At 69.3% G+C, this 19,861-nt stretch carries 21 protein-coding genes and 1 pseudogene; 17 read left to right on the top strand and 5 right to left on the bottom strand.

Annotated elements, in window-relative coordinates:
- The first annotated feature begins 32 nt into the window (after window positions 1-32).
- The 10 genes from ACIPEK_RS05560 (at window position 33) to ACIPEK_RS05515 (ending at window position 8,617) form a co-directional block, all read left to right on the top strand.
- Window positions 33-818 (top strand): helix-turn-helix transcriptional regulator, encoded by a 786-nt coding sequence (locus ACIPEK_RS05560; RefSeq protein ID WP_401991827.1) that lies wholly within the window; start codon window positions 33-35, stop codon window positions 816-818.
- Window positions 815-2,236, top strand: a complete 1,422-nt coding sequence (sufB, locus tag ACIPEK_RS05555; RefSeq protein ID WP_093899511.1) for a Fe-S cluster assembly protein SufB — start codon at window positions 815-817, stop codon at window positions 2,234-2,236. Before ACIPEK_RS05560 ends, sufB begins: the two co-directional genes overlap by 4 nt.
- 59 nt (window positions 2,237-2,295) lie before the next feature.
- Entirely contained in the window at window positions 2,296-3,477 is a 1,182-nt protein-coding gene (gene sufD, locus ACIPEK_RS05550) for a Fe-S cluster assembly protein SufD (RefSeq protein ID WP_401991003.1), read from the top strand.
- Window positions 3,477-3,794 (top strand): bifunctional 3-phenylpropionate/cinnamic acid dioxygenase ferredoxin subunit, encoded by a 318-nt coding sequence (locus ACIPEK_RS05545; protein WP_093899509.1) that lies wholly within the window; start codon window positions 3,477-3,479, stop codon window positions 3,792-3,794. The genes sufD and ACIPEK_RS05545 overlap by 1 nt, the downstream gene beginning before the upstream one ends.
- A gap of 7 nt (window positions 3,795-3,801) precedes the next feature.
- The gene (gene sufC / locus ACIPEK_RS05540; protein ID WP_401991000.1) at window positions 3,802-4,566 is read left to right on the top strand and encodes a Fe-S cluster assembly ATPase SufC; all 765 of its coding nucleotides are present in this window, start codon (window positions 3,802-3,804) and stop codon (window positions 4,564-4,566) included.
- Window positions 4,563-5,819 carry a cysteine desulfurase gene (locus tag ACIPEK_RS05535; protein ID WP_383067774.1) on the top strand — a complete coding sequence of 419 codons (1,257 nt, stop codon included), beginning with the start codon at window positions 4,563-4,565 and terminating at the stop codon, window positions 5,817-5,819. The genes sufC and ACIPEK_RS05535 overlap by 4 nt, the downstream gene beginning before the upstream one ends.
- A 26-nt stretch (window positions 5,820-5,845) precedes the next feature.
- Window positions 5,846-6,301 (top strand): Fe-S cluster assembly sulfur transfer protein SufU, encoded by a 456-nt coding sequence (gene sufU, locus ACIPEK_RS05530; protein ID WP_093899506.1) that lies wholly within the window; start codon window positions 5,846-5,848, stop codon window positions 6,299-6,301.
- Window positions 6,298-6,651 carry a metal-sulfur cluster assembly factor gene (locus ACIPEK_RS05525; protein ID WP_093899505.1) on the top strand — a complete coding sequence of 118 codons (354 nt, stop codon included), beginning with the start codon at window positions 6,298-6,300 and terminating at the stop codon, window positions 6,649-6,651. The genes sufU and ACIPEK_RS05525 overlap by 4 nt, the downstream gene beginning before the upstream one ends.
- A gap of 141 nt (window positions 6,652-6,792) precedes the next feature.
- The gene (locus ACIPEK_RS05520; RefSeq protein WP_401990995.1) at window positions 6,793-8,187 is read left to right on the top strand and encodes a hypothetical protein; all 1,395 of its coding nucleotides are present in this window, start codon (window positions 6,793-6,795) and stop codon (window positions 8,185-8,187) included.
- 64 nt (window positions 8,188-8,251) lie between these two features.
- Window positions 8,252-8,617 carry a VOC family protein gene (locus tag ACIPEK_RS05515; protein WP_327275867.1) on the top strand — a complete coding sequence of 122 codons (366 nt, stop codon included), beginning with the start codon at window positions 8,252-8,254 and terminating at the stop codon, window positions 8,615-8,617.
- 6 nt (window positions 8,618-8,623) lie between these two features.
- Here ACIPEK_RS05515 and ACIPEK_RS05510 read toward each other — a convergent pair whose 3' ends face one another.
- Window positions 8,624-9,757 carry a hypothetical protein gene (locus ACIPEK_RS05510; RefSeq protein ID WP_401990992.1) on the bottom strand — a complete coding sequence of 378 codons (1,134 nt, stop codon included), beginning with the start codon at window positions 9,755-9,757 and terminating at the stop codon, window positions 8,624-8,626.
- A gap of 110 nt (window positions 9,758-9,867) precedes the next feature.
- On the opposite strand from ACIPEK_RS05510, the gene ACIPEK_RS05505 reads away from it, so the two are divergent.
- Window positions 9,868-10,188 carry a DMT family transporter gene (locus ACIPEK_RS05505; RefSeq protein ID WP_383067782.1) on the top strand — a complete coding sequence of 107 codons (321 nt, stop codon included), beginning with the start codon at window positions 9,868-9,870 and terminating at the stop codon, window positions 10,186-10,188.
- A complete protein-coding gene (locus tag ACIPEK_RS05500; RefSeq protein WP_327275869.1) occupies window positions 10,188-10,724 on the top strand; it encodes a TetR family transcriptional regulator in 537 nt (178 codons plus the stop codon). The genes ACIPEK_RS05505 and ACIPEK_RS05500 overlap by 1 nt, the downstream gene beginning before the upstream one ends.
- 100 nt (window positions 10,725-10,824) lie before the next feature.
- Here ACIPEK_RS05500 and ACIPEK_RS05495 read toward each other — a convergent pair whose 3' ends face one another.
- Window positions 10,825-11,712, bottom strand: coding sequence for a winged helix-turn-helix transcriptional regulator (locus ACIPEK_RS05495; RefSeq protein WP_401990988.1), 888 nt, complete (start codon window positions 11,710-11,712; stop codon window positions 10,825-10,827).
- A 111-nt stretch (window positions 11,713-11,823) separates the two neighbouring features.
- Here ACIPEK_RS05495 and ACIPEK_RS05490 point away from each other — a divergent pair, with 111 nt between their 5' ends.
- Both ACIPEK_RS05490 and dapD read left to right on the top strand, forming a co-directional pair.
- A complete protein-coding gene (locus tag ACIPEK_RS05490; protein ID WP_401990985.1) occupies window positions 11,824-13,053 on the top strand; it encodes an MFS transporter in 1,230 nt (409 codons plus the stop codon).
- Window positions 13,054-13,139: 86 nt separating this feature from the next.
- Window positions 13,140-14,129 (top strand): 2,3,4,5-tetrahydropyridine-2,6-dicarboxylate N-succinyltransferase, encoded by a 990-nt coding sequence (gene dapD / locus ACIPEK_RS05485; RefSeq protein ID WP_383067788.1) that lies wholly within the window; start codon window positions 13,140-13,142, stop codon window positions 14,127-14,129.
- On the opposite strand, the gene dapA is transcribed toward dapD, so the two are convergent.
- Window positions 14,126-15,010: a 4-hydroxy-tetrahydrodipicolinate synthase gene (gene dapA, locus ACIPEK_RS05480; RefSeq protein ID WP_383067790.1), complete on the bottom strand. Its 885-nt coding sequence runs from the start codon at window positions 15,008-15,010 to the stop codon at window positions 14,126-14,128. The two genes, dapD and dapA, sit on opposite strands and share 4 nt — an antisense overlap.
- Before the next feature lie 210 nt (window positions 15,011-15,220).
- On the opposite strand from dapA, the gene ACIPEK_RS05475 reads away from it, so the two are divergent.
- Entirely contained in the window at window positions 15,221-15,859 is a 639-nt protein-coding gene (locus ACIPEK_RS05475) for a DUF4232 domain-containing protein (RefSeq protein WP_401991824.1), read from the top strand.
- A gap of 158 nt (window positions 15,860-16,017) precedes the next feature.
- Here ACIPEK_RS05475 and ACIPEK_RS05470 read toward each other — a convergent pair whose 3' ends face one another.
- Window positions 16,018-17,151 carry a lipid II:glycine glycyltransferase FemX gene (locus tag ACIPEK_RS05470; RefSeq protein ID WP_401990981.1) on the bottom strand — a complete coding sequence of 378 codons (1,134 nt, stop codon included), beginning with the start codon at window positions 17,149-17,151 and terminating at the stop codon, window positions 16,018-16,020.
- Between the two features lie 135 nt (window positions 17,152-17,286).
- Here ACIPEK_RS05470 and ACIPEK_RS05465 point away from each other — a divergent pair, with 135 nt between their 5' ends.
- Window positions 17,287-18,000, top strand: a complete 714-nt coding sequence (locus ACIPEK_RS05465; RefSeq protein WP_401990978.1) for an antibiotic biosynthesis monooxygenase — start codon at window positions 17,287-17,289, stop codon at window positions 17,998-18,000.
- Between the two features lie 11 nt (window positions 18,001-18,011).
- On the opposite strand, the pseudogene ACIPEK_RS05460 reads toward ACIPEK_RS05465, so the two are convergent.
- A pseudogene (locus tag ACIPEK_RS05460) lies at window positions 18,012-18,230 on the bottom strand (endonuclease/exonuclease/phosphatase); the annotation flags it as partial.
- Between the two features lie 173 nt (window positions 18,231-18,403).
- Here ACIPEK_RS05460 and ACIPEK_RS05455 point away from each other — a divergent pair.
- Window positions 18,404-19,858 carry a hypothetical protein gene (locus tag ACIPEK_RS05455; RefSeq protein WP_401990976.1) on the top strand — a complete coding sequence of 485 codons (1,455 nt, stop codon included), beginning with the start codon at window positions 18,404-18,406 and terminating at the stop codon, window positions 19,856-19,858.
- Window positions 19,859-19,861 lie beyond the last annotated feature (3 nt).

Genomic DNA, 19,861 nt, shown 5'->3' with positions numbered 1-19,861 from the left:
TGAACGGCACCGTAGATCGTTCCGGGCCGTGGTTGTCAGGGCTCGATGAATTACGCAACAATGGCGTTGTGAAATACGGCGAGGCCAAGCGGGAGTCACCGCAGGAGGAACTCGCGACCGGAGAGCGCTCGACGCGCAACCGGGTCGCGCGATCCATCCTGGACCACGGCCCGTCCACCGTTGCCGAGCTGGCGAAGCGCCTCGGCCTCACCCAGGCCGCGGTCCGCCGCCACCTCGACGCCCTCGTCTCCGACGGTGTCGTCGAAGCCCGCGAACAGCGGGTGTACGGGGCGCGGAGCCGTGGCCGTCCGGCCAAGGCGTTCGCCCTCACCGACTGCGGGCGCGACGCCTTCGACCAGTCCTACGACAAGCTCGCCGCGGACGCGCTGCGCTGGATCGCCGAGACCTCGGGCGACGAAGCGGTCGTCGCTTTCGCCCGGGCCAGGATCGCGGCCCAGTCCGAGGCGTACCGCACGGCGATCGAGGCCGCGGATCCCCAGGCACGCACCGAGGCGCTGGCCAAGGCCTTGTCCGCCGACGGGTACGCTGCTACGGCGCGTAGCGCGCCCGGCCCGCAGCGGGGCGAGCAGCTGTGCCAGCACCACTGCCCGGTCGCTCATGTCGCCGAGCAGTATCCGCAGCTGTGCGAGGCGGAGACGGAGTTCTTCTCCAGCCTCCTCGGGACGCATGTGCAGCGTCTGGCCACCATCGCCCACGGCGACGGTGTGTGTACGACGTACATTCCGCGCAGCGGCCACTCAGCACCACAGACCACCAATTCAGCATCTGCAAGCACGGCCGGGAGGAACCCCGCATGACGCTCCCTACGGAGACTGCCCACCCTGAGCTCGAGGGTCTGGGCACGTACGAATTCGGCTGGGCCGACTCCGACGCGGCAGGCGCCGCAGCCAAGCGCGGGCTCTCCGAGGATGTCGTCCGCGACATCTCGGCGAAGAAGAACGAGCCCGAGTGGATGCTGAAGCTGCGCCTCAAGGGCCTCAGGCTGTTCGACAAGAAGCCCATGCCGAACTGGGGCTCCGACCTGTCGGGCATCGACTTCGACAACATCAAGTACTTCGTGCGGTCCACGGAGAAGCAGGCGGAGTCCTGGGAGGACCTGCCCGAGGACATCAAGAACACCTACGACAAGCTCGGTATCCCGGAGGCGGAGAAGCAGCGCCTGGTCGCCGGTGTCGCCGCGCAGTACGAGTCCGAGGTCGTCTACCACCAGATCCGTGAGGACCTGGAGGAGCAGGGCGTCATCTTCCTCGACACCGACACCGCGCTGAAGGAGCACCCGGAGCTCTTCAAGGAGTACTTCGGCACCGTCATCCCGGTCGGCGACAACAAGTTCGCCTCGCTGAACTCGGCCGTGTGGTCCGGTGGCTCGTTCATCTACGTGCCCAAGGGTGTCCGCGTCGACATCCCACTGCAGGCCTACTTCCGTATCAACACGGAGAACATGGGCCAGTTCGAGCGGACGCTGATCATCGTCGACGAGGACGCCTACGTCCACTACGTCGAGGGCTGCACCGCGCCGATCTACTCCTCCGACTCGCTGCACTCCGCGGTCGTCGAGATCATCGTGAAGAAGGGCGGCCGCTGCCGCTACACGACGATCCAGAACTGGTCGAACAACGTCTACAACCTGGTCACCAAGCGCGCCGTGGCCTACGAGGGCGCGACCATGGAGTGGGTCGACGGCAACATCGGCTCCAAGGTCACCATGAAGTATCCGGCCGTGTACCTGATGGGCGAGCACGCCAAGGGCGAGACCCTGTCCATCGCCTTCGCGGGCGAGGGCCAGCACCAGGACGCCGGCGCCAAGATGGTCCACATGGCGCCGAACACCTCCTCCAACATCGTCTCCAAGTCGGTGGCGCGAGGCGGCGGCCGTACCTCCTACCGTGGACTGATCGAGATCGGCGAGGGCGCGCCGGGCGCGAAGTCCAACGTCCTCTGTGACGCGCTGCTGGTCGACACGATCTCGCGCTCCGACACCTACCCGTACGTCGACGTCCGCGAGGACGACGTATCGATGGGGCACGAGGCGACCGTCTCCAAGGTCTCCGAGGACCAGCTCTTCTACCTGATGAGCCGTGGTCTGACGGAGTTCGAGGCGATGGCGATGATCGTGCGCGGCTTCGTCGAGCCGATCGCGAAGGAGCTGCCGATGGAGTACGCCCTCGAGCTCAACCGGCTGATCGAGCTGCAGATGGAGGGTTCGGTCGGCTAGCACAGTCCGACGACCGAATCCCCCGACTTTTGACAGAGAAAGCGAGCACTACGACAGCCATGGCTGAGGCTCAGAACATTCCGGCGGGGTCCACCACCACCGGGTCCATCGCGGTGGCCGCCGAGTCGACCGTCGCCACGCGCATGAGCGCGCCCCCGTCCTTCGACGTCGCGGACTTCCCGGTCCCGCACGGCCGCGAGGAGGAGTGGCGGTTCACGCCGCTGGAGCGGCTGCGCGGGCTGCACGACGGCACGGCCGTCGCCACCGGTGGCGGTGTGAAGGTCGCGATCGAGGCTCCCGAGGGCGTCACGGTCGAGACCGTCGGCCGCGACGACTCCCGGCTCGGGAAGGCCGGCACCCCGGTGGACCGCGTCGCCGCCCAGGCGTACACGTCCTTCGAGCAGGCGTCCGTCGTCACGGTCGCCAAGGAGGCCGTGCTCACCGAGCCGATCCGCATCGCGGTGCACGGCGAGGGCGGCGTGGCCTACGGCCACCAGGTCGTCGAGCTGGGTGCCTTCGCCGAGGCCGTCGTCGTCATCGACCACACCGGTGACGCGGTGCTCGCCGCCAACGTGGACTACGTACTCGGTGACGGCGCGAAGCTCACCGTCGTCTCCGTGCAGGACTGGGACGAGACCGCTGTCCACGTCGGCCAGCACAATGCCCTGGTCGGCCGGGACGCCTCGTTCAAGTCGATCGTCGTCACCTTCGGCGGTGACCTCGTCCGTCTCCACCCGCGCGTCAGCTACGCGGGCACCGGCGGCGAGGCCGAGCTCTTCGGTCTGTACTTCACCGACAAGGGCCAGCACCAGGAGCACCGACTCCTGGTCGACCACAACACTCCGCACTGCAAGTCCAACGCCGCCTACAAGGGCGCGCTCCAGGGCGACGGCGCACACGCGGTGTGGATCGGTGACGTACTCATCCGAGCCAGGGCCGAGGGCACCGACACCTACGAGATGAACCGCAACCTCGTTCTCACGGACGGCGCGCGGGTCGACTCGGTGCCGAACCTGGAGATCGAGACCGGCGAGATCGTCGGCGCCGGTCACGCCTCCGCGACCGGCCGCTTCGACGACGAGCAGCTCTTCTACCTGATGTCACGCGGCATCCCGGCCGAGGAGGCCCGTCGGCTCGTCGTGCGCGGCTTCTTCGCGGAGCTCGTCCAGCAGATCGGTCTGCCGGACGTAGAGGCGCGGCTGCTCGACAAGATCGAGACCGAGCTGAAGGCTTCCGTCTGATGGCCTTCGTCAAAGCCTGTGCGCTGAGTGAGCTGGAGGACGACACCCCGAAGCGGGTGGAGCTCGACGGCATCCCCGTGTCCGTCGTCCGTACCGAGGGCGAGGTGTTCGCGATCAACGACATCTGCTCGCACGCGAACGTCTCACTGTCCGAGGGAGAGGTCGAGGACTGCATGATCGAGTGCTGGCTGCACGGCTCCAGCTTCGACCTCCGCACCGGCAAGCCGTCCGGCCTTCCCGCGACGCGCCCCGTCCCCGTATACCCCGTCAAGATCGAAGGGGACGATGTGCTCGTCTCCGTCACCCAGGAGTCCTGAGTCACCCATGGCAACGCTTGAAATCCGCGACCTGCACGTCTCCGTCGAGGCCGACAACGCCACGAAGGAGATCCTCAAGGGCGTCGACCTGACCGTGAAGCAGGGCGAGACCCACGCCATCATGGGCCCCAACGGGTCCGGCAAGTCCACCCTCGCGTACTCCCTCGCAGGTCACCCCAAGTACACGATCACCAGCGGTTCGGTGACCCTGGACGGCGAGGACGTCCTGGAGATGACCGTCGACGAGCGCGCCCGCGCCGGTCTGTTCCTCGCGATGCAGTACCCGGTCGAGATCCCCGGTGTCTCGGTCTCCAACTTCCTGCGTACCTCCGCCTCCGCCGTCCGCGGCGAGGCGCCCAAGCTGCGTACCTGGGTGAAGGAGGTCAAGGAGACGATGTCCCAGCTCCAGATGGACCCGGCGTTCGCCGAGCGTAACGTCAACGAGGGCTTCTCCGGCGGTGAGAAGAAGCGCCACGAGATCCTTCAGCTGGAGCTCCTCAAGCCGAAGGTCGCGATCCTCGACGAGACCGACTCCGGTCTGGACGTCGACGCCCTGCGCGTCGTCTCCGAGGGTGTCAACCGGGTCCGCGAGTCCGGCGAGGTCGGCACCCTGCTGATCACGCACTACACGCGGATCCTCCGCTACATCAAGCCCGACTTCGTGCACGTCTTCGCCAACGGCCGCATTGCCGAGTCCGGCGGCGCCGAGCTCGCCGACAAGCTGGAGAACGAGGGCTACGAGGCATATGTGAAGGGTGGCGCTTCCGCGTGACACAGCTGCCGGGCCTCCTCGACACCGAGGCGATCCGCAAGGACTTCCCCCTGCTGGATCGTACGGTCCACGACGGGAAGAGGATCGTTTACCTGGACAGTGCGGCGACCTCGCAGAAGCCGCGCCAGGTGCTCGACGCCCTCAACGAGTACTACGAGCGGCACAACGCCAATGTGCACCGCGGTGTGTACACGATCGCGGAGGAGGCCACGGCGCTGTACGAAGGCGCCCGTGACAAGGTCGCCGCGTTCATCAACGCGCCCAGCCGCAACGAGGTGATCTTCACCAAGAACGCCTCCGAGTCGCTCAACCTCGTGGCCAACATGCTCGGCTGGGCCGATGAGCCCTACCGGGTGGACCACGACACCGAGATCGTCACCACGGAGATGGAGCACCACTCCAACATCGTGCCGTGGCAGCTGCTCTCGCAGCGCACCGGCGCGAAGCTGAAGTGGTTCGGCATCACCGACGACGGCCGCCTCGACCTGTCCAACATCGACGAGATCATCACGGAGAAGACGAAGATCGTCTCCTTCACCCTGGTCTCGAACATCATGGGCACGATCAACCCGGTCGAGAAGATCATCCGCCGTGCCCAGCAGGTCGGCGCGCTGGTCTGCATCGACGCCTCGCAGGCCGCCCCGCACATGGTGCTCGACGTGCAGGCGCTGCAGGCGGACTTCGTGGCCTTCACCGGTCACAAGATGGTCGGCCCGACCGGCATCGGCGTGCTCTGGGGACGGCAGGAGCTCCTGGAGGACCTACCGCCGTTCCTCGGTGGCGGCGAGATGATCGAGACCGTGTCGATGCACTCGTCGACGTACGCCCCCGCGCCGCACAAGTTCGAGGCCGGTACGCCCCCGATCGCCCAGGCCGTCGGCCTCGGCGCGGCCGTGGACTACCTCTCGGCGATCGGCATGGAGAAGATCTACCGGCACGAGCACGCGATCACCGAGTACGCGGTGAAGCGGCTCCTGGAGGTCCCGGACCTCAGGATCATCGGTCCTGCGACGGCCGAGGACCGCGGCGCCACGATCTCCTTCACGCTCGGCGACATCCACCCCCACGACGTGGGCCAGGTGCTCGACGAGCAGGGCATCGCGGTCCGGGTCGGACACCACTGCGCACGGCCGGTCTGCCTGCGGTACGGAATTCCTGCGACGACGCGAGCGTCCTTCTATCTGTACTCCACGCCCGCCGAGGTCGACGCCCTGGTGGACGGTCTGGAACACGTACGGAACTTTTTCGGTTAATTGGCAGAGCGGCTGAGGGTTGACTGGTGAAGCTTGATTCCATGTACCAGGAAGTGATCCTGGACCACTACAAGCACCCCCACGGGCGCGGCCTGCGGGACGGCGACGCCGAGGTGCACCACGTCAACCCGACGTGCGGCGACGAGATCACTCTCCGGGTGAAGTACGACGGCGAGACCATCGTCGATGTGTCGTACGAGGGTCAGGGCTGCTCCATCAGCCAGGCCAGCGCATCCGTGCTGAACGACCTGTTGGTCGGCAAGGAGCTGGGCGAGGCGCAGAAGATCCAGGAGACCTTCCTGGAACTGATGCAGTCGAAGGGCCAGCTGGAGCCGGACGACGCGATGGAGGAGGTGCTGGAGGACGCGGTCGCGTTCGCCGGTGTCTCGAAGTACCCGGCCCGGGTCAAGTGCGCGCTACTGAGCTGGATGGCGTGGAAGGACGCGACGGCGAAAGCGCTGTCCGAAGGGAAGACGGCATGAGCGAGAACACGGTGACACCCGACGAGGGCCTGACGACCAAGCCGGCCTCCGAGGAGGAGGTCCGCGAGGCCCTGTACGACGTCGTCGACCCCGAGCTGGGCATCGACGTCGTCAACCTGGGCCTGATCTACGGCATCCATATCGATGACGCCAACATCGCCACCCTCGACATGACCCTGACGTCCGCGGCCTGCCCGCTGACCGATGTCATCGAGGACCAGGCGAAGTCCGCGACCGACGGCATCGTCAGCGAGCTGCGGATCAACTGGGTCTGGATGCCGCCGTGGGGCCCGGACAAGATCACGGACGACGGGCGCGAGCAGCTGCGCGCGCTCGGCTTCAACGTCTGATTCGTCTGCACCGCCGAACGGCCCCCGGCTTCTGTCGGGGGCCGTTCGGCGTTGTTCGTCTGCTGTACGCATGATGTGTCTTTGCCGTTGGTGCGGGAGACGCAACCTGCTCCTCGACATCACGCCGACGAGAGGCACGCTGTGCTGCATCAGCTTTCGCTCCAGAACCGCCGGGCGGCCGCCGCCGCCGGCGGTGTTCTCGTGCTGGCCGCTTTTGGGGTCAACACCCCCGCGCACGCTGCGAGTTACGGAACGCCGACAATCGGGCTCTCGGTCTCCTACCTCTCCGGTGCCGTCGGTGCGACCGGTGATCCCGTGGTCACCGTCAGCGTCGCGCAGAGCGGCGCCGATGTCACCGCGCTCGGTGTGGCGGCGTCCGCCAGCTCCAAGTCGTCCGTCGCCGGAACCGGTGATGTGACCGTGACGGGGACCGGCGCCACCCGGCAGCTCACGGTCGCCGCGCACGCGCGCGGCTACACGGACCTCACGATCAAGGTCACCGGGCTCGGCGGCAAGACCGCCACCAGGACGCTGCACTACGCAGCGTCCGCCGCCGTGCAGAACTCCGCGGACACGCGCTACCTCACCGGGTCCTCGGACGCCTCGGCCGCCGTCGATGTCGGCGGCGGGTACGCGGTCGTGGCCGACGACGAGTCCAACACGCTTCGGCTGTACAGCCGTTCGGCATCCGGTGCGCCCATGCGGAGCTGGGACGTCGGCTCGGCGCTCGGGGCGGACAAGGAGATCGACATCGAGGGCGCGGCCCGGGTCGGGAACACCATCTACTGGACCGGTTCGCTCGGCAACAACAAGAACGGCGAGTACAAGTCCGACCGCAACACCGTCTTCACCACGACGGTGACCGGGTCGGGCTCCGCCACCCGGCTGACGGTCGGCGGCTCGTACAAGAAGCTCCGGGACGACCTCGTCGCCTGGGACAAGGCGCACGGCAACCGGTACGGCTTCGCCGCGGGTACGGCGGACGGTGAAGCACCCAAGCAGATCGACGGGTTCAACATCGAGGGCCTGGAGTTCGCGCCCGGCTCGACGACCACCGCGTACCTCGGCTTCCGGGCGCCTCTCGTGCCGCCGAAGGAAGGGGGCAAGGCCCTGATCGTGCCTGTCACCAACTTCGACCAGGTGGCCGGCAGCGGGGCGAAGGCGGTCATCGGTACGCCGATCGAGCTGGACCTAGGCGGGCTCAGCATCCGGGACATCCGCAAGAACGCCGCCGATCAGTATCTGATCGTGGCCGGTTCCTGGGCGGCCGACGACAACTCCGACCCGTACGCCCTCTACACATGGGACGGTGTCGCCGCACACGCGCCGGTCAAGCGGGCCGATCTGCCGACCACCGACCCGGGCGGCTGGGAGGCCGTCGTCGACGTTCCGGACCTGACGGTTCCGGGCGCCCGGGCGCAGCTGATCACGGACGCGGGATCGGCCGATCTGTACGGGGACGGCACGGAGGCGAAGGACCTCGACCACGCCGAGTGGAAGAAGTCCCGGGCCGTCTGGTTCACCGTCGGCGGCTGACGCAACGGGTGGCTTCGCGAATTGATGTGGCGAACGGCCATGCCCGCCAGGCAGACTGGCGGGCATGGCCGTTTCCTTTTACAGCATCGTCGTCGACACCCACGATCTTCCGTCGCTCGCCCGCTTCTGGTGCCAAGTGCTCGACTGGAAGGTGCTCTTCGAGGCCGACGACGAAATCGTCATCGGCGCCGACAAGTCCGCGGTTCCCGGTATCACCTTCGTCCCCGTGCCGGAGAAGAAGACGGTCAAGAACCGGCTGCACATCGACCTCGCCCCCGATGACCAGGCCGTCGAGGTCGAGCGCATCATCGGGCTCGGGGCACGCCGGGTCGAGATCGGGCAGGGCGCGGATGTGAGCTGGGTGCTGCTGGCGGATCCCGAGGGGAACGAGTTCTGTGTGCTCACCCCGAAGAACTCGCTCATCGACTGAGGGGCCCTAAGGGCCGTACTGCGGCGGTACGGCCGCCGCCTCGGCGAGGACCGGGCCCAGGTTCTCCGTACGCATGCGCCGGTCGACGTAGAGGAGTCCGGTCACCAGCTGCGGGAACGTTGCCGAGACGAGCTGACCGATCAGCTGTCCCAGCAAGATGATCACCACATAGCCGCTCATGGCGAGGGCGATCGCCGCGGGGTTCGGGTCGTCGGCCAGGGTCGAGCCGCCGATGACGCCGGAGAACATGCCGAGGAACGAGAACGGGATCTGGATGAAGTAGTTCGCCACGGCCGCCATGCCGAAGGCCAGCAGGCTGATCCCGAAGATCCGCCACCAGTCGCCGCGCACCAGCTGCGACGAGCGGCGCAGTGCTGCCACAGGGCGCTGCCCCTCGAAGACCACGGCCGAGGGGGCCAGGCTGAATTTCACCCAGAGCCAGGCTGCCAGAGGCGCGGTGGCCAGGGCGCCCAGGAAGCCGAGCGAGGCCCACACCGCGGCGCCGGGCCCGTCCGTCAGTGCGATCGCGCCGATCATGAGGGCGAGGAAGCCGATCATCGCCAGCACCACCGGGATCACCACGATCAGGGCCGTCAGGATCACCGTTCCGATCAACGCCGGGATGCGGGCCCAGGCCCGGCGCCAGATGACGGAGAAGGTCGTCGGCCTGCCCAGTACGGCCTCCTGCAGGACTGCGGGAACGGCCGCGTACATCATGGCTGTGCTGATCGTGAGTGCGACCATGGCGACCAGCCAGAAGGCGCCGAAGGCGATCAGTACCGGTGCGAGGTCCTTCGGCGACGGCTCCTGCTCGGCGCTGAGCGAGATGACCCGGTGCAGATGGGCACTGACCGTGGAGTACGCGATCAGGGCCGCCGCCCCCGCGACGACCAGCGCCCCGCCGTACACGGCCGCACCGATGCCGAACAGCTGCTTCCAGTAGCGCCCCATCGTGCTGAAGGCGCCGCCGAGTATGTCCCCGAGCTTCAGGGGTGCCAGCGGTATCACTCCGGGCTTCGGCGGCGGCATCCAGCCGCCCCATCCCGGTGGCCCTCCGTACGGTGCTCCGCCGTACGGTGCTCCGCCGTACGGTGCTCCGCCGTACGGCGGACCGCCGCCCCACCCTGCGTCCTGCGCCACTGCTGCTCCGTTGTGTTGTCGTCCTGTGTGCTGGTCGGGACACCGTAGCGTCCCGGATGGCGCAAAGCTGCCGTACCATCGCGCGAGCAGCGATGCGTACACTCGTACACATGGGATATGGACTGCTCGCCGCGGCGATCGCGGCGGAAGTGGCCGGCACGACGGCCATGAAATACAGCGAGGGCTTCACCCGGCTCTGGCCCTCGCTCATCACCGTCGCGGGCTATCTCATAGCCTTCACGCTGCTCGCCCAGACGTTGAAGACGCTGTCGATGGGCACCGCCTATGCCATCTGGGCCGGAATCGGGACCGCCGCGGTCGCCGCCATCGGCATCCTCTTCATGGGGGAGTCCGGCAATCCGGTCAAGCTGGCGGGCATAGTGCTGGTCATCGCCGGAGTGGTGGTGCTGAATCTGGGAGGGGCCCACTGATGACACGCCGTTACGACCCCGAGCGGCGCGGCCGCATCATCGATGCCGCGATCCGGGTGGTCGGCGCCAAGGGTATCGCCGGGCTCAGCCACCGCTCCGTCGCGGCCGAGGCAGATGTGCCGCTCGGCTCGACGACATATCACTTCGCCTCGCTGGACGAGCTGTTGATCGCGGCGCTGCGCCGGTCGAACGAGAACTTCGCCGAGCTCATGCGGGAGTGCGGGGCCCTGACAGACCCGGCTGCCGACCTCGCCGGGGAGCTGGCCGGGCTGCTGGGGGAGTACTTCTCCGGTGGGCGCGGGCGGGCCGAGCTGGAGTACGAGCTGTACCTCGCAGCCCTTCGCAGGCCCGCGTTGCGGCCCGTCGCCGCCGAATGGACCGACGGCACGGCCGAGTTGCTGTCCCGGCGGACCGATCCGGCCACGGCGAGGGCGCTGATCGCGCTCATGGACGGGATCTGTCTGCAGGTGCTGCTCACCGGCGGGGAGTACGACGAGGCGTACGCGCGGGAGATGCTGGGGCGCGTCGCCGGCTGATGGCTCCGCCCTCAAGCCCGACGGCTTCGGTTTCCGGGCCGCTCTGTTCTCGAGCGCCGGGGTGGCCCGGCTTCCGGGCCGCTCCGGCCTCAAGTGCCCCTCACTCGCCGGCCGGGCTTGCCCTTCGGATCGCCGTCAGCGCCGCCTGCACGCTCGCCTCGATGTCCGTGATCGGGTACAACGCCTCGCGGATCGTCCGGTCCCGGTCCACCACGATCGTCAGCCGCTTCAGCCGGCTGGTCCCCGCCGCACGGAACGTCGGCAGTCGCAGCGCCGCCGTCAGCTCCAGTTCCGCGTCGGACAGCAGCGGGAAACGCAGCCGCTCCGCGTCCGCGAACGCCCGCTGCTCGTCCGGGCGTTGGGTGGACACCCCGTGCACGGTCGCGCCCGCCGCCGTGAACTCGGCCAACTGGTCGCGATACGTACAGGATTCGAGGGTGCAGCCGCTCGCCCCCGGGATCTCGGACCAGTCCGGCGGATAGGCGTCCCGGCGGGCGTAGGCGCTGGGGAAGCAGTACAGGACGGTGTACGGGGTGTCGGCGACGGGGTCGCGCAACACGCCGTCGTAGTCCAGCAGTTGCAGCTCGGGCAGGCGCGTGCCCACCAGGGTGTGCACCCGGGCCGCCTCGTTCGATGCCTCCGTGGCCGTCGCCATCATCTCCCCGTCTCCCATCACCCAGGTGTCGCCCCAGTCCTGGAGCGCGATCAGTACGGGCAGCAGTGCGCGTCCACGCCTGGTGAGCCGGTACTCGTACCGGGGCGGCCGGTCCTGGTACGGCTCCCGGGACAGCACTCCCGCGTCGACCAGCAGCCGCAACCGCTCGGTCAGCACCTTGCGGGACACGCCCAGCTCTTCCTGGAGCGCGTCGAAGCGGTGCACCCCGCGCGCCGTGTCCCGCACGATCAGCAGGGTCCACCAGTCACCGACGACATCGAGCGCCTGGGCGATCGCGCAGTCGGCGTCGGCCAGGCTGGTGCGCTGGGGCATGGGCTCCTCCTCCGTCGGTCTCCCGGGGTCGTCTCTTACCTGATTGACCCGCAGGAAAGCATGATGTCATAGTCCGTTCCCAAGAGAAACTCACTGGGGAGGGTGCTGCGAATGAGGTTCTTCGGGATCGTGCGGGACGTACCGCGCACGGTACGGCTGCTGGCCTTCGGTTCCTTTCTCAACGGAGTCGTCAGCTTCACCTTCGTCTATCTCTTCATCTATCTGACCGGCCCGCGCGGACTGACCGTCCCGCAGGCCGGAGTGATCGCGGGTGTCGGCGGCATCGGCCTGGTTGCGGGGAACTTCACCGGCGGCTGGTTCGGCGACCACTACGGCCACCGCCGGATGCTCCTGACCGGCTCGCTGGTGAGCGGGGCGGCGCTCGCCACCCTGCCGGTCCTGCCGGTCGCGGCGATGTACGGCGTGCTGCCGCTCGCACAGTACGCGGCAGGTGTCGTACGCGCAGCCAACGCCGCACTCGTCGCCGTCTCCGTCCCCGAGGGCGGCCGGCGCCAGAGCTTCGCCCTCGTGCGGGCCGGGAGCAACGCGGCGTTCGCCGTCGGCCCGCCGCTCGGGGCGCTGATCGCCGCCCACTTCTCGTACGACTGGCTGTTCGTCGCCGACGGCCTCGGGACGCTGCTCTTCGCCGGATACGCGTCGACGGTGCTTCCGGCGCACGGCACCGCGCACAGCCGGCCGGTGCGTGAGCCCGGTGCACCCGGACTCTGGCGGGAGCTGAGGGCCAGGCCCGCCGTGCTGGTCCTGCTCGCCGCGATCCTCTGCGTCGACCTCGTCTACCGGCAGCAGTACTCGACGCTGCCCGTCTTCCTGTCCGAGCACGGCCACAGCGCCCAGTTCTACGGCTGGCTGCTCTCCGTCAACGGCGGCCTCATCCTGCTGCTGGAACTCCCCGCGGCGCACGCGCTGCGCCGGCGCGCGCCGCTGAGCATCGTGGGCAGCGGGCTGCTGCTCGTGGGGCTGGGATACGCGGTGCTGATCCCGGGGGCCGGGGCGCTGTTCGCCGTCACCATGATGGCGTCACTGACCGCGGGCGAGATCCTCTACAAGACCACCGCGACGGCGTACGTCGCCGATCAGGCTCCCGCCCATGCGCAGGGTCGCTTCCAGAGCCTGTACGCGGGTGCCTCCATCAGCGGCCAGGTGCTGGCGCCGCCGATCGGCGGCGCTCTCTACGCCGCCGCGCCGGGTCTGCTCTGGCCGGCCTGCGCGGTGCTGGCGGGGGGTGCGGGGGCGGCGGTGCTGGCGGTGCGGCGGCTGCGCGGGCCGGTGCGCGAGGAGGCACCCGCACCGGCACCCGAACGGCAGGCGCAGCCCGGCTGACCCTGGTCGTGGGCCCCGGGGGCCGCGCGCGACCACCCGGCGAGACCGGTTGGCTCCGGCGGTGCCTCGCCGGTTAGGTTCGTGTCATGACCGACACGACTCCTGCTCGCACCACCGGCGCCGTCGCCGCCGGCCTCGCCACCATCGCCGGCGACGGTTCCGTTCTCGACACCTGGTTCCCCGCCCCCGAGCTCACCGCAGAGCCCGGCCCGGCCGGAACCGAACGGCTCACCCCCGACCAGGCCGTCAACCTTCTCGGTGAGGGCGCCGCCAAGGCCATCGGTGTGGACGCCCGCCGCGGTGTCGAGATCGTTGCCGTACGTACGGTCATCGCCTCGCTCGACGACAAGCCGCTCGACGCACACGACGCGTACCTGCGCCTGCACCTTCTCTCGCACCGCCTCGTCCAGCCGCACGGTCAGAACCTGGACGGCCTCTTCGGCCTCCTCACCAACGTCGCCTGGACCTCGCTCGGCCCGGTCGCCGTCGACGACGTGGAGAAGGTGCGGCTGAACGCCCGCGCCGAGGGCCTGCACCTCCAGGTCACCTCGGTCGACAAGTTCCCCCGGATGACGGACTACGTCGCGCCGAAGGGCGTCCGGATCGCCGACGCCGACCGGGTCAGGCTCGGCGCGCACCTCGCCTCCGGTACCACCGTCATGCACGAGGGCTTCGTCAACTTCAACGCGGGCACCCTCGGCACGTCGATGGTCGAGGGCCGGATCTCCGCCGGTGTCGTCGTCGGCAATGGCTCCGACATCGGCGGCGGCGCCTCCACCATGGGTACCCTCTCCGGCGGCGGCAAGGAGCGCATCGTCATCGGCGAGCGCTGCCTGATCGGCGCCGAGGCCGGTGTCGGGATCGCACTCGGCGACGAGTGCGTCGTCGAGGCCGGGCTCTACATCACGGCCGGCAGCCGCATCACGCTGCCGGACGGCCAGATCGTCAAGGCCCGTGAGCTGTCCGGCGCCTCGAACATCCTCTTCCGCCGCAACTCGGTCACCGGCGCCGTCGAGGCCCGCCCGAACAACGCGGTCTGGGACGGCCTCAACGAAATCCTGCACAGCCACAACTAGCCCGTAGCGGCGAGGAGTTCCTCGTATGCCCTCCGCAGCCCGTCGGCCGCCTCGCGCCCGGCGGGCTGCAGCGGTTCCCGGACCGGTCCGGCGTCGAGCAGCGCCTTCGCCGTGACCGTGCCGGGCAGTCCGGACGCCATCATCAGTTCGGTGAGCGGGACGGTCAGCCGGTTGAGCCGGGCGGCCCCCGCGGTGTCCCCGGCGTCGAAGGCGTCCAGGACCGCCCTCAGCTGCCGGGGCGCGACATTGGCGACCGTGCTGACATAGCCCGCCGCGCCCACCGCGTACAACGGCAGATTCAGCTCCTCGCAGCCCGAGTAGTACGCCAGCGAGGTCGCGCCGATCACCTTCGTGGAGCCGAGCAGGTCGTACGCGCAGTCCTTCACGGCCACGATGCGCGGGTGCTCCGCGAGCCTCAGCAGGGTCTCCGGCTCGACGCGTGTGCCGGTGCGACCGGGGATGTCGTACAGCATCAGCGGAAGGCCGGTCGCGTCGGCGACGCGACGGAAGTGCGCCTCGACGGCGGCCTGCGGTGGTCGGCTGTAGTAGGGCGTCACCACCAACAGGCCGTCCGCGCCCGCCTGTTCGGCCTGCTGGGCGAGGGCCACGGTGTGCCGGGTGTCCGAGCTGCCGACCCCGGCGACGATCGGCACGCCGTCGCCGACCGCCGCCCTGACCGCCCGCAGCAGTGCGGTCTTCTCGGCGTCGGTCGTGGTCGGGGACTCGCCGGTGGTGCCGCTGAGCACCAGACCGTCGCAGCCGTCGGCGACCAGAGAGGCGGCATGCTTCTGGGCGGCGTCCTGGTCCAACGCGCCGGAAGCGGTGAACGGCGTGATCATCGCGCAGAGCGCGCGGCCGAAGGGGGCTACGGATGCTGTCATCCCTGAAGTGTCGGCCGGCCGAACCGTGAAGGTCCACTTAGTTCTCCTTGGGGTGAAGGGGAAGAAAGGCTCAACAATTCCGGGAGGGGGCTCGGCGCTCTGGCATGATCGAGCGCCTGTGCGGCAGACCGACACGGGGGCGGGGTCATGAGCATGCGGGGACTGAAACGGGCGAGGGCCGGGAGACGGAGGCCGACGGCGGCCGTGCTCATGGCCGGGGCGCTGGGCCTGTCGCTCTCGGGATGCGCCGGATTTCTCGTGCCGGCGGGCGAGGGTGAGCCGGAGCCCACACCGAGCGCCTCGTACGGGGTGCACGCGGACAAGCTGCCGTCACCGTTTCCCGGCATCTCCGCCGCGCTCCCCGACCGGCCGTCGCCTCCGTCGGCGCAGGGGCCCGCCCCCACGCCCACCGCGGGCGTCGGCAGTGCCGACTGCCCGTCCTCCGGGGTGGTCGTCGACATGGGCGAGGTGCAGGCCGCGCTGGGCCACCGGGCCGTCGGCCTCACCCTCACCAACTGCGGCAGCAAGCCGTACCGCGTCGACGGGTATCCGTCCGTCCGGGCCCTGGACGACGCCGGTGACCCGCTGCCGGTCCCAGTGAATCCGGGCTCCTCCTACATGGGGAGCGACCCGGGGCCGAAGGAGGTCATGCTGAAGCCGGGACAGACGATGCGATCGCTCCTCGCCTGGGTCTCCACCCCGACCGGCGGCGACCTCATCGAGGGCGACGCGCTGGAGATCGCACCGGCCCCCGGCCTGGAAGCGCGCACCTTCCCGCTGGAGGGAAGCGACGTACGGCTGCTCGACGAGCTGAACATGACCGCCTGGCGGACCGAACCGCCCCGCTAATAGCCGGCGAAAAGGGAATCGGAGAGCGAGCTTGACCACGACCGAGTGAGGTGCGCCATGGAGAGCACCTCCCCACCGTTCCCGCTGCCGCCCGGAGGCGGCAAGCGGTCATGCCGAGGGCGAACGGCGGCGCTCGACGCTCTTCGGAGCCGGCGAGGTCAGCGGCGCGCCATGTAGAGGGCGAAGGCCTTGTGGAGCACCTTGTTGATCGGGTAGTCCCACTCGCCGATGTATTCGGCTGCCCGGCCGCCGGTGCCGACCTTGAAACGCAGCAGGCCCAGGAGGTGGTTGCTCTCGTCCAGGGTGTCGGTGATGCCGCGCAGGTCGTAGACGGCCGCGCCCCTCTCGTGCGCGTCGCTCATCATGCGCCACTGGATGGCGTTGTTCGGCTGGACCTCGCGCTTGCGGCTGGTCGAGGCGCCGTAGGAGTACCAGACGTGGTTCCCGACGGTCAGCATCGTCGCCGCGGCGAGCGTTTCGCCGTCGTGATGGGCGAGATAGAGCCGCATCCGGTCGGGGTCCTCGGTCCGCAGCGCGGTCCACATGCGCTGGAAGTAGACGAGCGGGCGGGGGACGAAGCGGTCGCGCTCGGCCGTCTCGCGGTACAGCTCGTAGAAGGCCGGAAGGTCCTCGTAGCCTCCCTCGACGACCTTGACGCCCGCCTTCTCCGCCTTCTTGATGTTGCGCCGCCACTGCTGGTTCAGATTGCTCCGGATCTCCTCCAGCGACTGCCCGGCGAACGGTACCTGGAAGACGTACCGGGGCTGTCCGGCACTGAAACCGTCCTCGCCGCCCTCCTCGCCCTGCTGCCAGCCCAGTCGGCGCAGCTGTTCCACGAGCGCGGCGGCCTGCGGCTCGTTCACATCCGCCTCCACGTCGCGCAGCCGTCCGGTGGCCGGGTCGGCGATGGCGTCCTTGACGGTCCCGGCGTCCCAGCGCCGGGCGACCACCGGTGGGCCCATGCGTACCGAGAACGCACCCTGCGCCTTCAGATGCGCCAGCATCGGATCCAGCCACCGGCTCGGACCGGCATCGTGCCAGTCGATGACGGGGCCTTCCGGCAGATAGGCCAGATAGCGTCTCACCCGGGGGATCGGCCGGTAGAGGACGAGCCCGGCACCGACGATCCGTTCCGGGCCGGTGACGTCCCGGCCGAACCAGCCGATGCTCTCCGCGCGCCAGTCGGGCTTCACATCGCCCCACGACGGAACCTGCATATGGCTCACGGCGGGCCGGCTCGCGACGAACGCCAGATGTTCCTCCCGGGTGATCGTCTTGAGGCGCAGCTTCATGCGGTACTCCGTTCGTTGTCCTGTCGGTGGCCTGACGGCGTCAACGGGGAGTGTTGTTGACCTCAAGCGCACTTGACGTACCAGTGTGGTCGGCAGCGGCGCACCACATGGGTGCACCATTCAGGAGGACCCGTCATGAGTGTGCAATTCGAATCCCGTCCCGATCTTGCCCGTAATGACGTCGGACTGGTCAAGGCGAGCACCTGGGATGTCGGCACCCCCGAGCGGCAGCGGCAGACGGTCGAGGCCATTCGCAGGGCGTGGGACAGCCGTGAGTGGCCGCATCCGGGGCTGCTCTCGTACACCGTCCATGTCGGTGAGGACGGGAAGGCGCTGTTCCACTACACCCAGTGGAGTGGGGAGCAGGCGTATCAGGACTTCTTCCGGCACGGCCGGGACGAGCGCAACGCGGACATCGACACCGCCGTGCCGGGCATCCAGCGGCTCGGGCTGCACACCCTTGAGCTGTACCGTTCCGCGCTGCTGCGGGAGGGGGACGGGCGGGAGCCGGGGTGCGTCGTGATCGTCGACGTCGAGTTCGAGGGGGCGGACAAGGCGCGGCAGCGGGACTGGGTGGACACCGTGTTCGAGGCGTTGGAGACCGATCCGGAGCCCGCCCCCGGCGGCATCTCCGGACACTTCCATGTGAGCACCGACGGAACGCGGGTACTCAATTACGCCGAATGGCAGAGCGCGCAGGCCCATGCCGACGCGCTGGCCGGGCCCGGTGACGGGGTCGGGTCGAGGACGCCGCAGTGGGAGCGGGTGCAGTCGTACCCGGGGGTGATCGGCGGAGGCGTGCACCGGTACACGCCCGCGCTCAGCATGACGCCGAGGGCGGGCGCGTAGCGTCGAGGGGGCTACGGGCAAAAGCGGAGCACCTGCGGGTCGTGGTCGCTGTTCCGGTCGGCGGATTCGGCGTTGATGTGCACGCTGTCGTAGTGGAAGTCGTCGATCGACGGGCTGGTCAGGATCTGGTCGAGGACCTGGGTGTTGCCCTGGTAGACGTACGAGTAACGCTCCGGGCGCGGCAGGGGCTTCACCGCCGGGTACAGCACGTCACCGGCCGTCAGCGCCTGTCAAGAGCGGAGGTCTGCGCGCGTCAATCTCTTGTGTGGGCAAGGCGGTTGTCAAGGTTCCCCGGGTGGACGGCCGCTGTCCGTCGTATGAACCGGGTGGCATGGGGCGAAATGCGTCTACGCTTGGGCCGCCTGAACCCGTACGCCCCGTACGTCCCGAGGAGAACCACCTGATGTCCGCAGAGCGCCCCATCCTGCCGCCCGTGCGGCTGCACACCGAGGCCGAGCTGGCACGGGACGCGCTTGCCGCGCCGCTGCTCGCCCGCGCTGTCCGGCTCGCCCGCTGGGCGGGCCCGGAGACCCGGGTCGGCGCCGGTGGCGAGCTCGTCGAGGAACAGCTGCCCGCGGCGGCCGAACACCTCGGCCTCACGGCGGACGAGGACGGTGCGGCGGAGGCGAGCGAGGCGTGGCGGCTCGCGGTCGACACGGGGCTCGTCGACGTCGAGGACCCGGAGGAGGCCGCAGGAGAGGACGCGCAGGGGACCGCCGCCGCCGGTGAGAACCTGGCGCTGATCACGGGCGGTTCACCGCAGGACGTTCTCTCGATCTGGCTCGACGGTCTGGAGGCCGTCCACGCCGACGCCACCGCGCCCGTCTTCGAGGACTTCGCCGATCTCGTCGGCGAGGACGGCTCGATCGACTTCGAATCCCTGGACTGGGACCCTGAGGTCGAGGCGGAATTCCTCGACGGGATCCTCGGCAATCTGTATCTGCTCACCGTCGGCGACGGCGGAGCGGACGCGGCGCCCGTACCGCTGCCCGCGCTCGCCGCGTCGATGATCGTGCCCGACGACATGGGCGAGCCCACCGACGACGTCCTTGAGCAGGTGTCCGAGGCGATGATGCGCCTCGACGACCAGTTCCGGGTCCTCGAACCCATCGGGATCGTCGAATACCGCCCGCTGGACGAGGCGTTGCTGGCCGAGGAGGGCGAGGACGCCACCCCGCCCGCCGACGACGAGGACGTCACCCGGTACGGAATGGTGAAGCTGACCCCGCTGGGCCTGTACGGCATCCGGGCCCGGATGCTGGAGGCCGGAGTGGACGCCCCGGCGATCGGCGACCTCGCGGACAAGGGCGCCGACGCACTCCTCGGCGGCATCGCGTACTACCCCGAGACGGCGGCGCGCGGCGAGGTCGAGCTGTGGCTCACCCGGCGCGGCGCGGACGGCGCCGCGGCCGAACTCCTGGCGGCGGCACGCGGCGCGGACCAGCAGGCACCGCTGCGCCGCCTCCACTGCCAGCAGGCGCTCGCCCTGGTCGGCGCGGAGGCGGAGCCCGCGGTGCGCGCGGTACTGGACGACCCCGAGCTGGGTGGTCTCGCACGGGTCTGGCTCGCGGAGCTGGGCGCGGCGGACGTACCCGCACCGCCGGAGTCGATGATCTTCTGGCTCGCCATCGACACGATCGCGGCCCAGCTGGAGTCCGAGGGCGATCTGGAAGAGCTCCAGGGCCTGGTCGAGGGCCTGGCAGGCCAGCACAGCGGCTTCTTCGACGAGGCGTGGCGTGTGGAACACCCGGCGACGGCGGATGTCCTCGAAGCGATGGGGCGGCTGCACAGCGACAAGAAGAAGGCCAAGGAGGCCCGCAAGGCGGCGTTCAAGGCGCGGTCGCGGACAGGGGCCTGAGAC

Source organism: Streptomyces sp. NPDC088246 (genome assembly GCF_044741025.1).
Lineage (GTDB): Bacteria > Actinomycetota > Actinomycetes > Streptomycetales > Streptomycetaceae > Streptomyces.
Note: the sequence above shows the minus strand (reverse complement) of the source record. Positions and strands in the feature narration are given on the sequence as shown.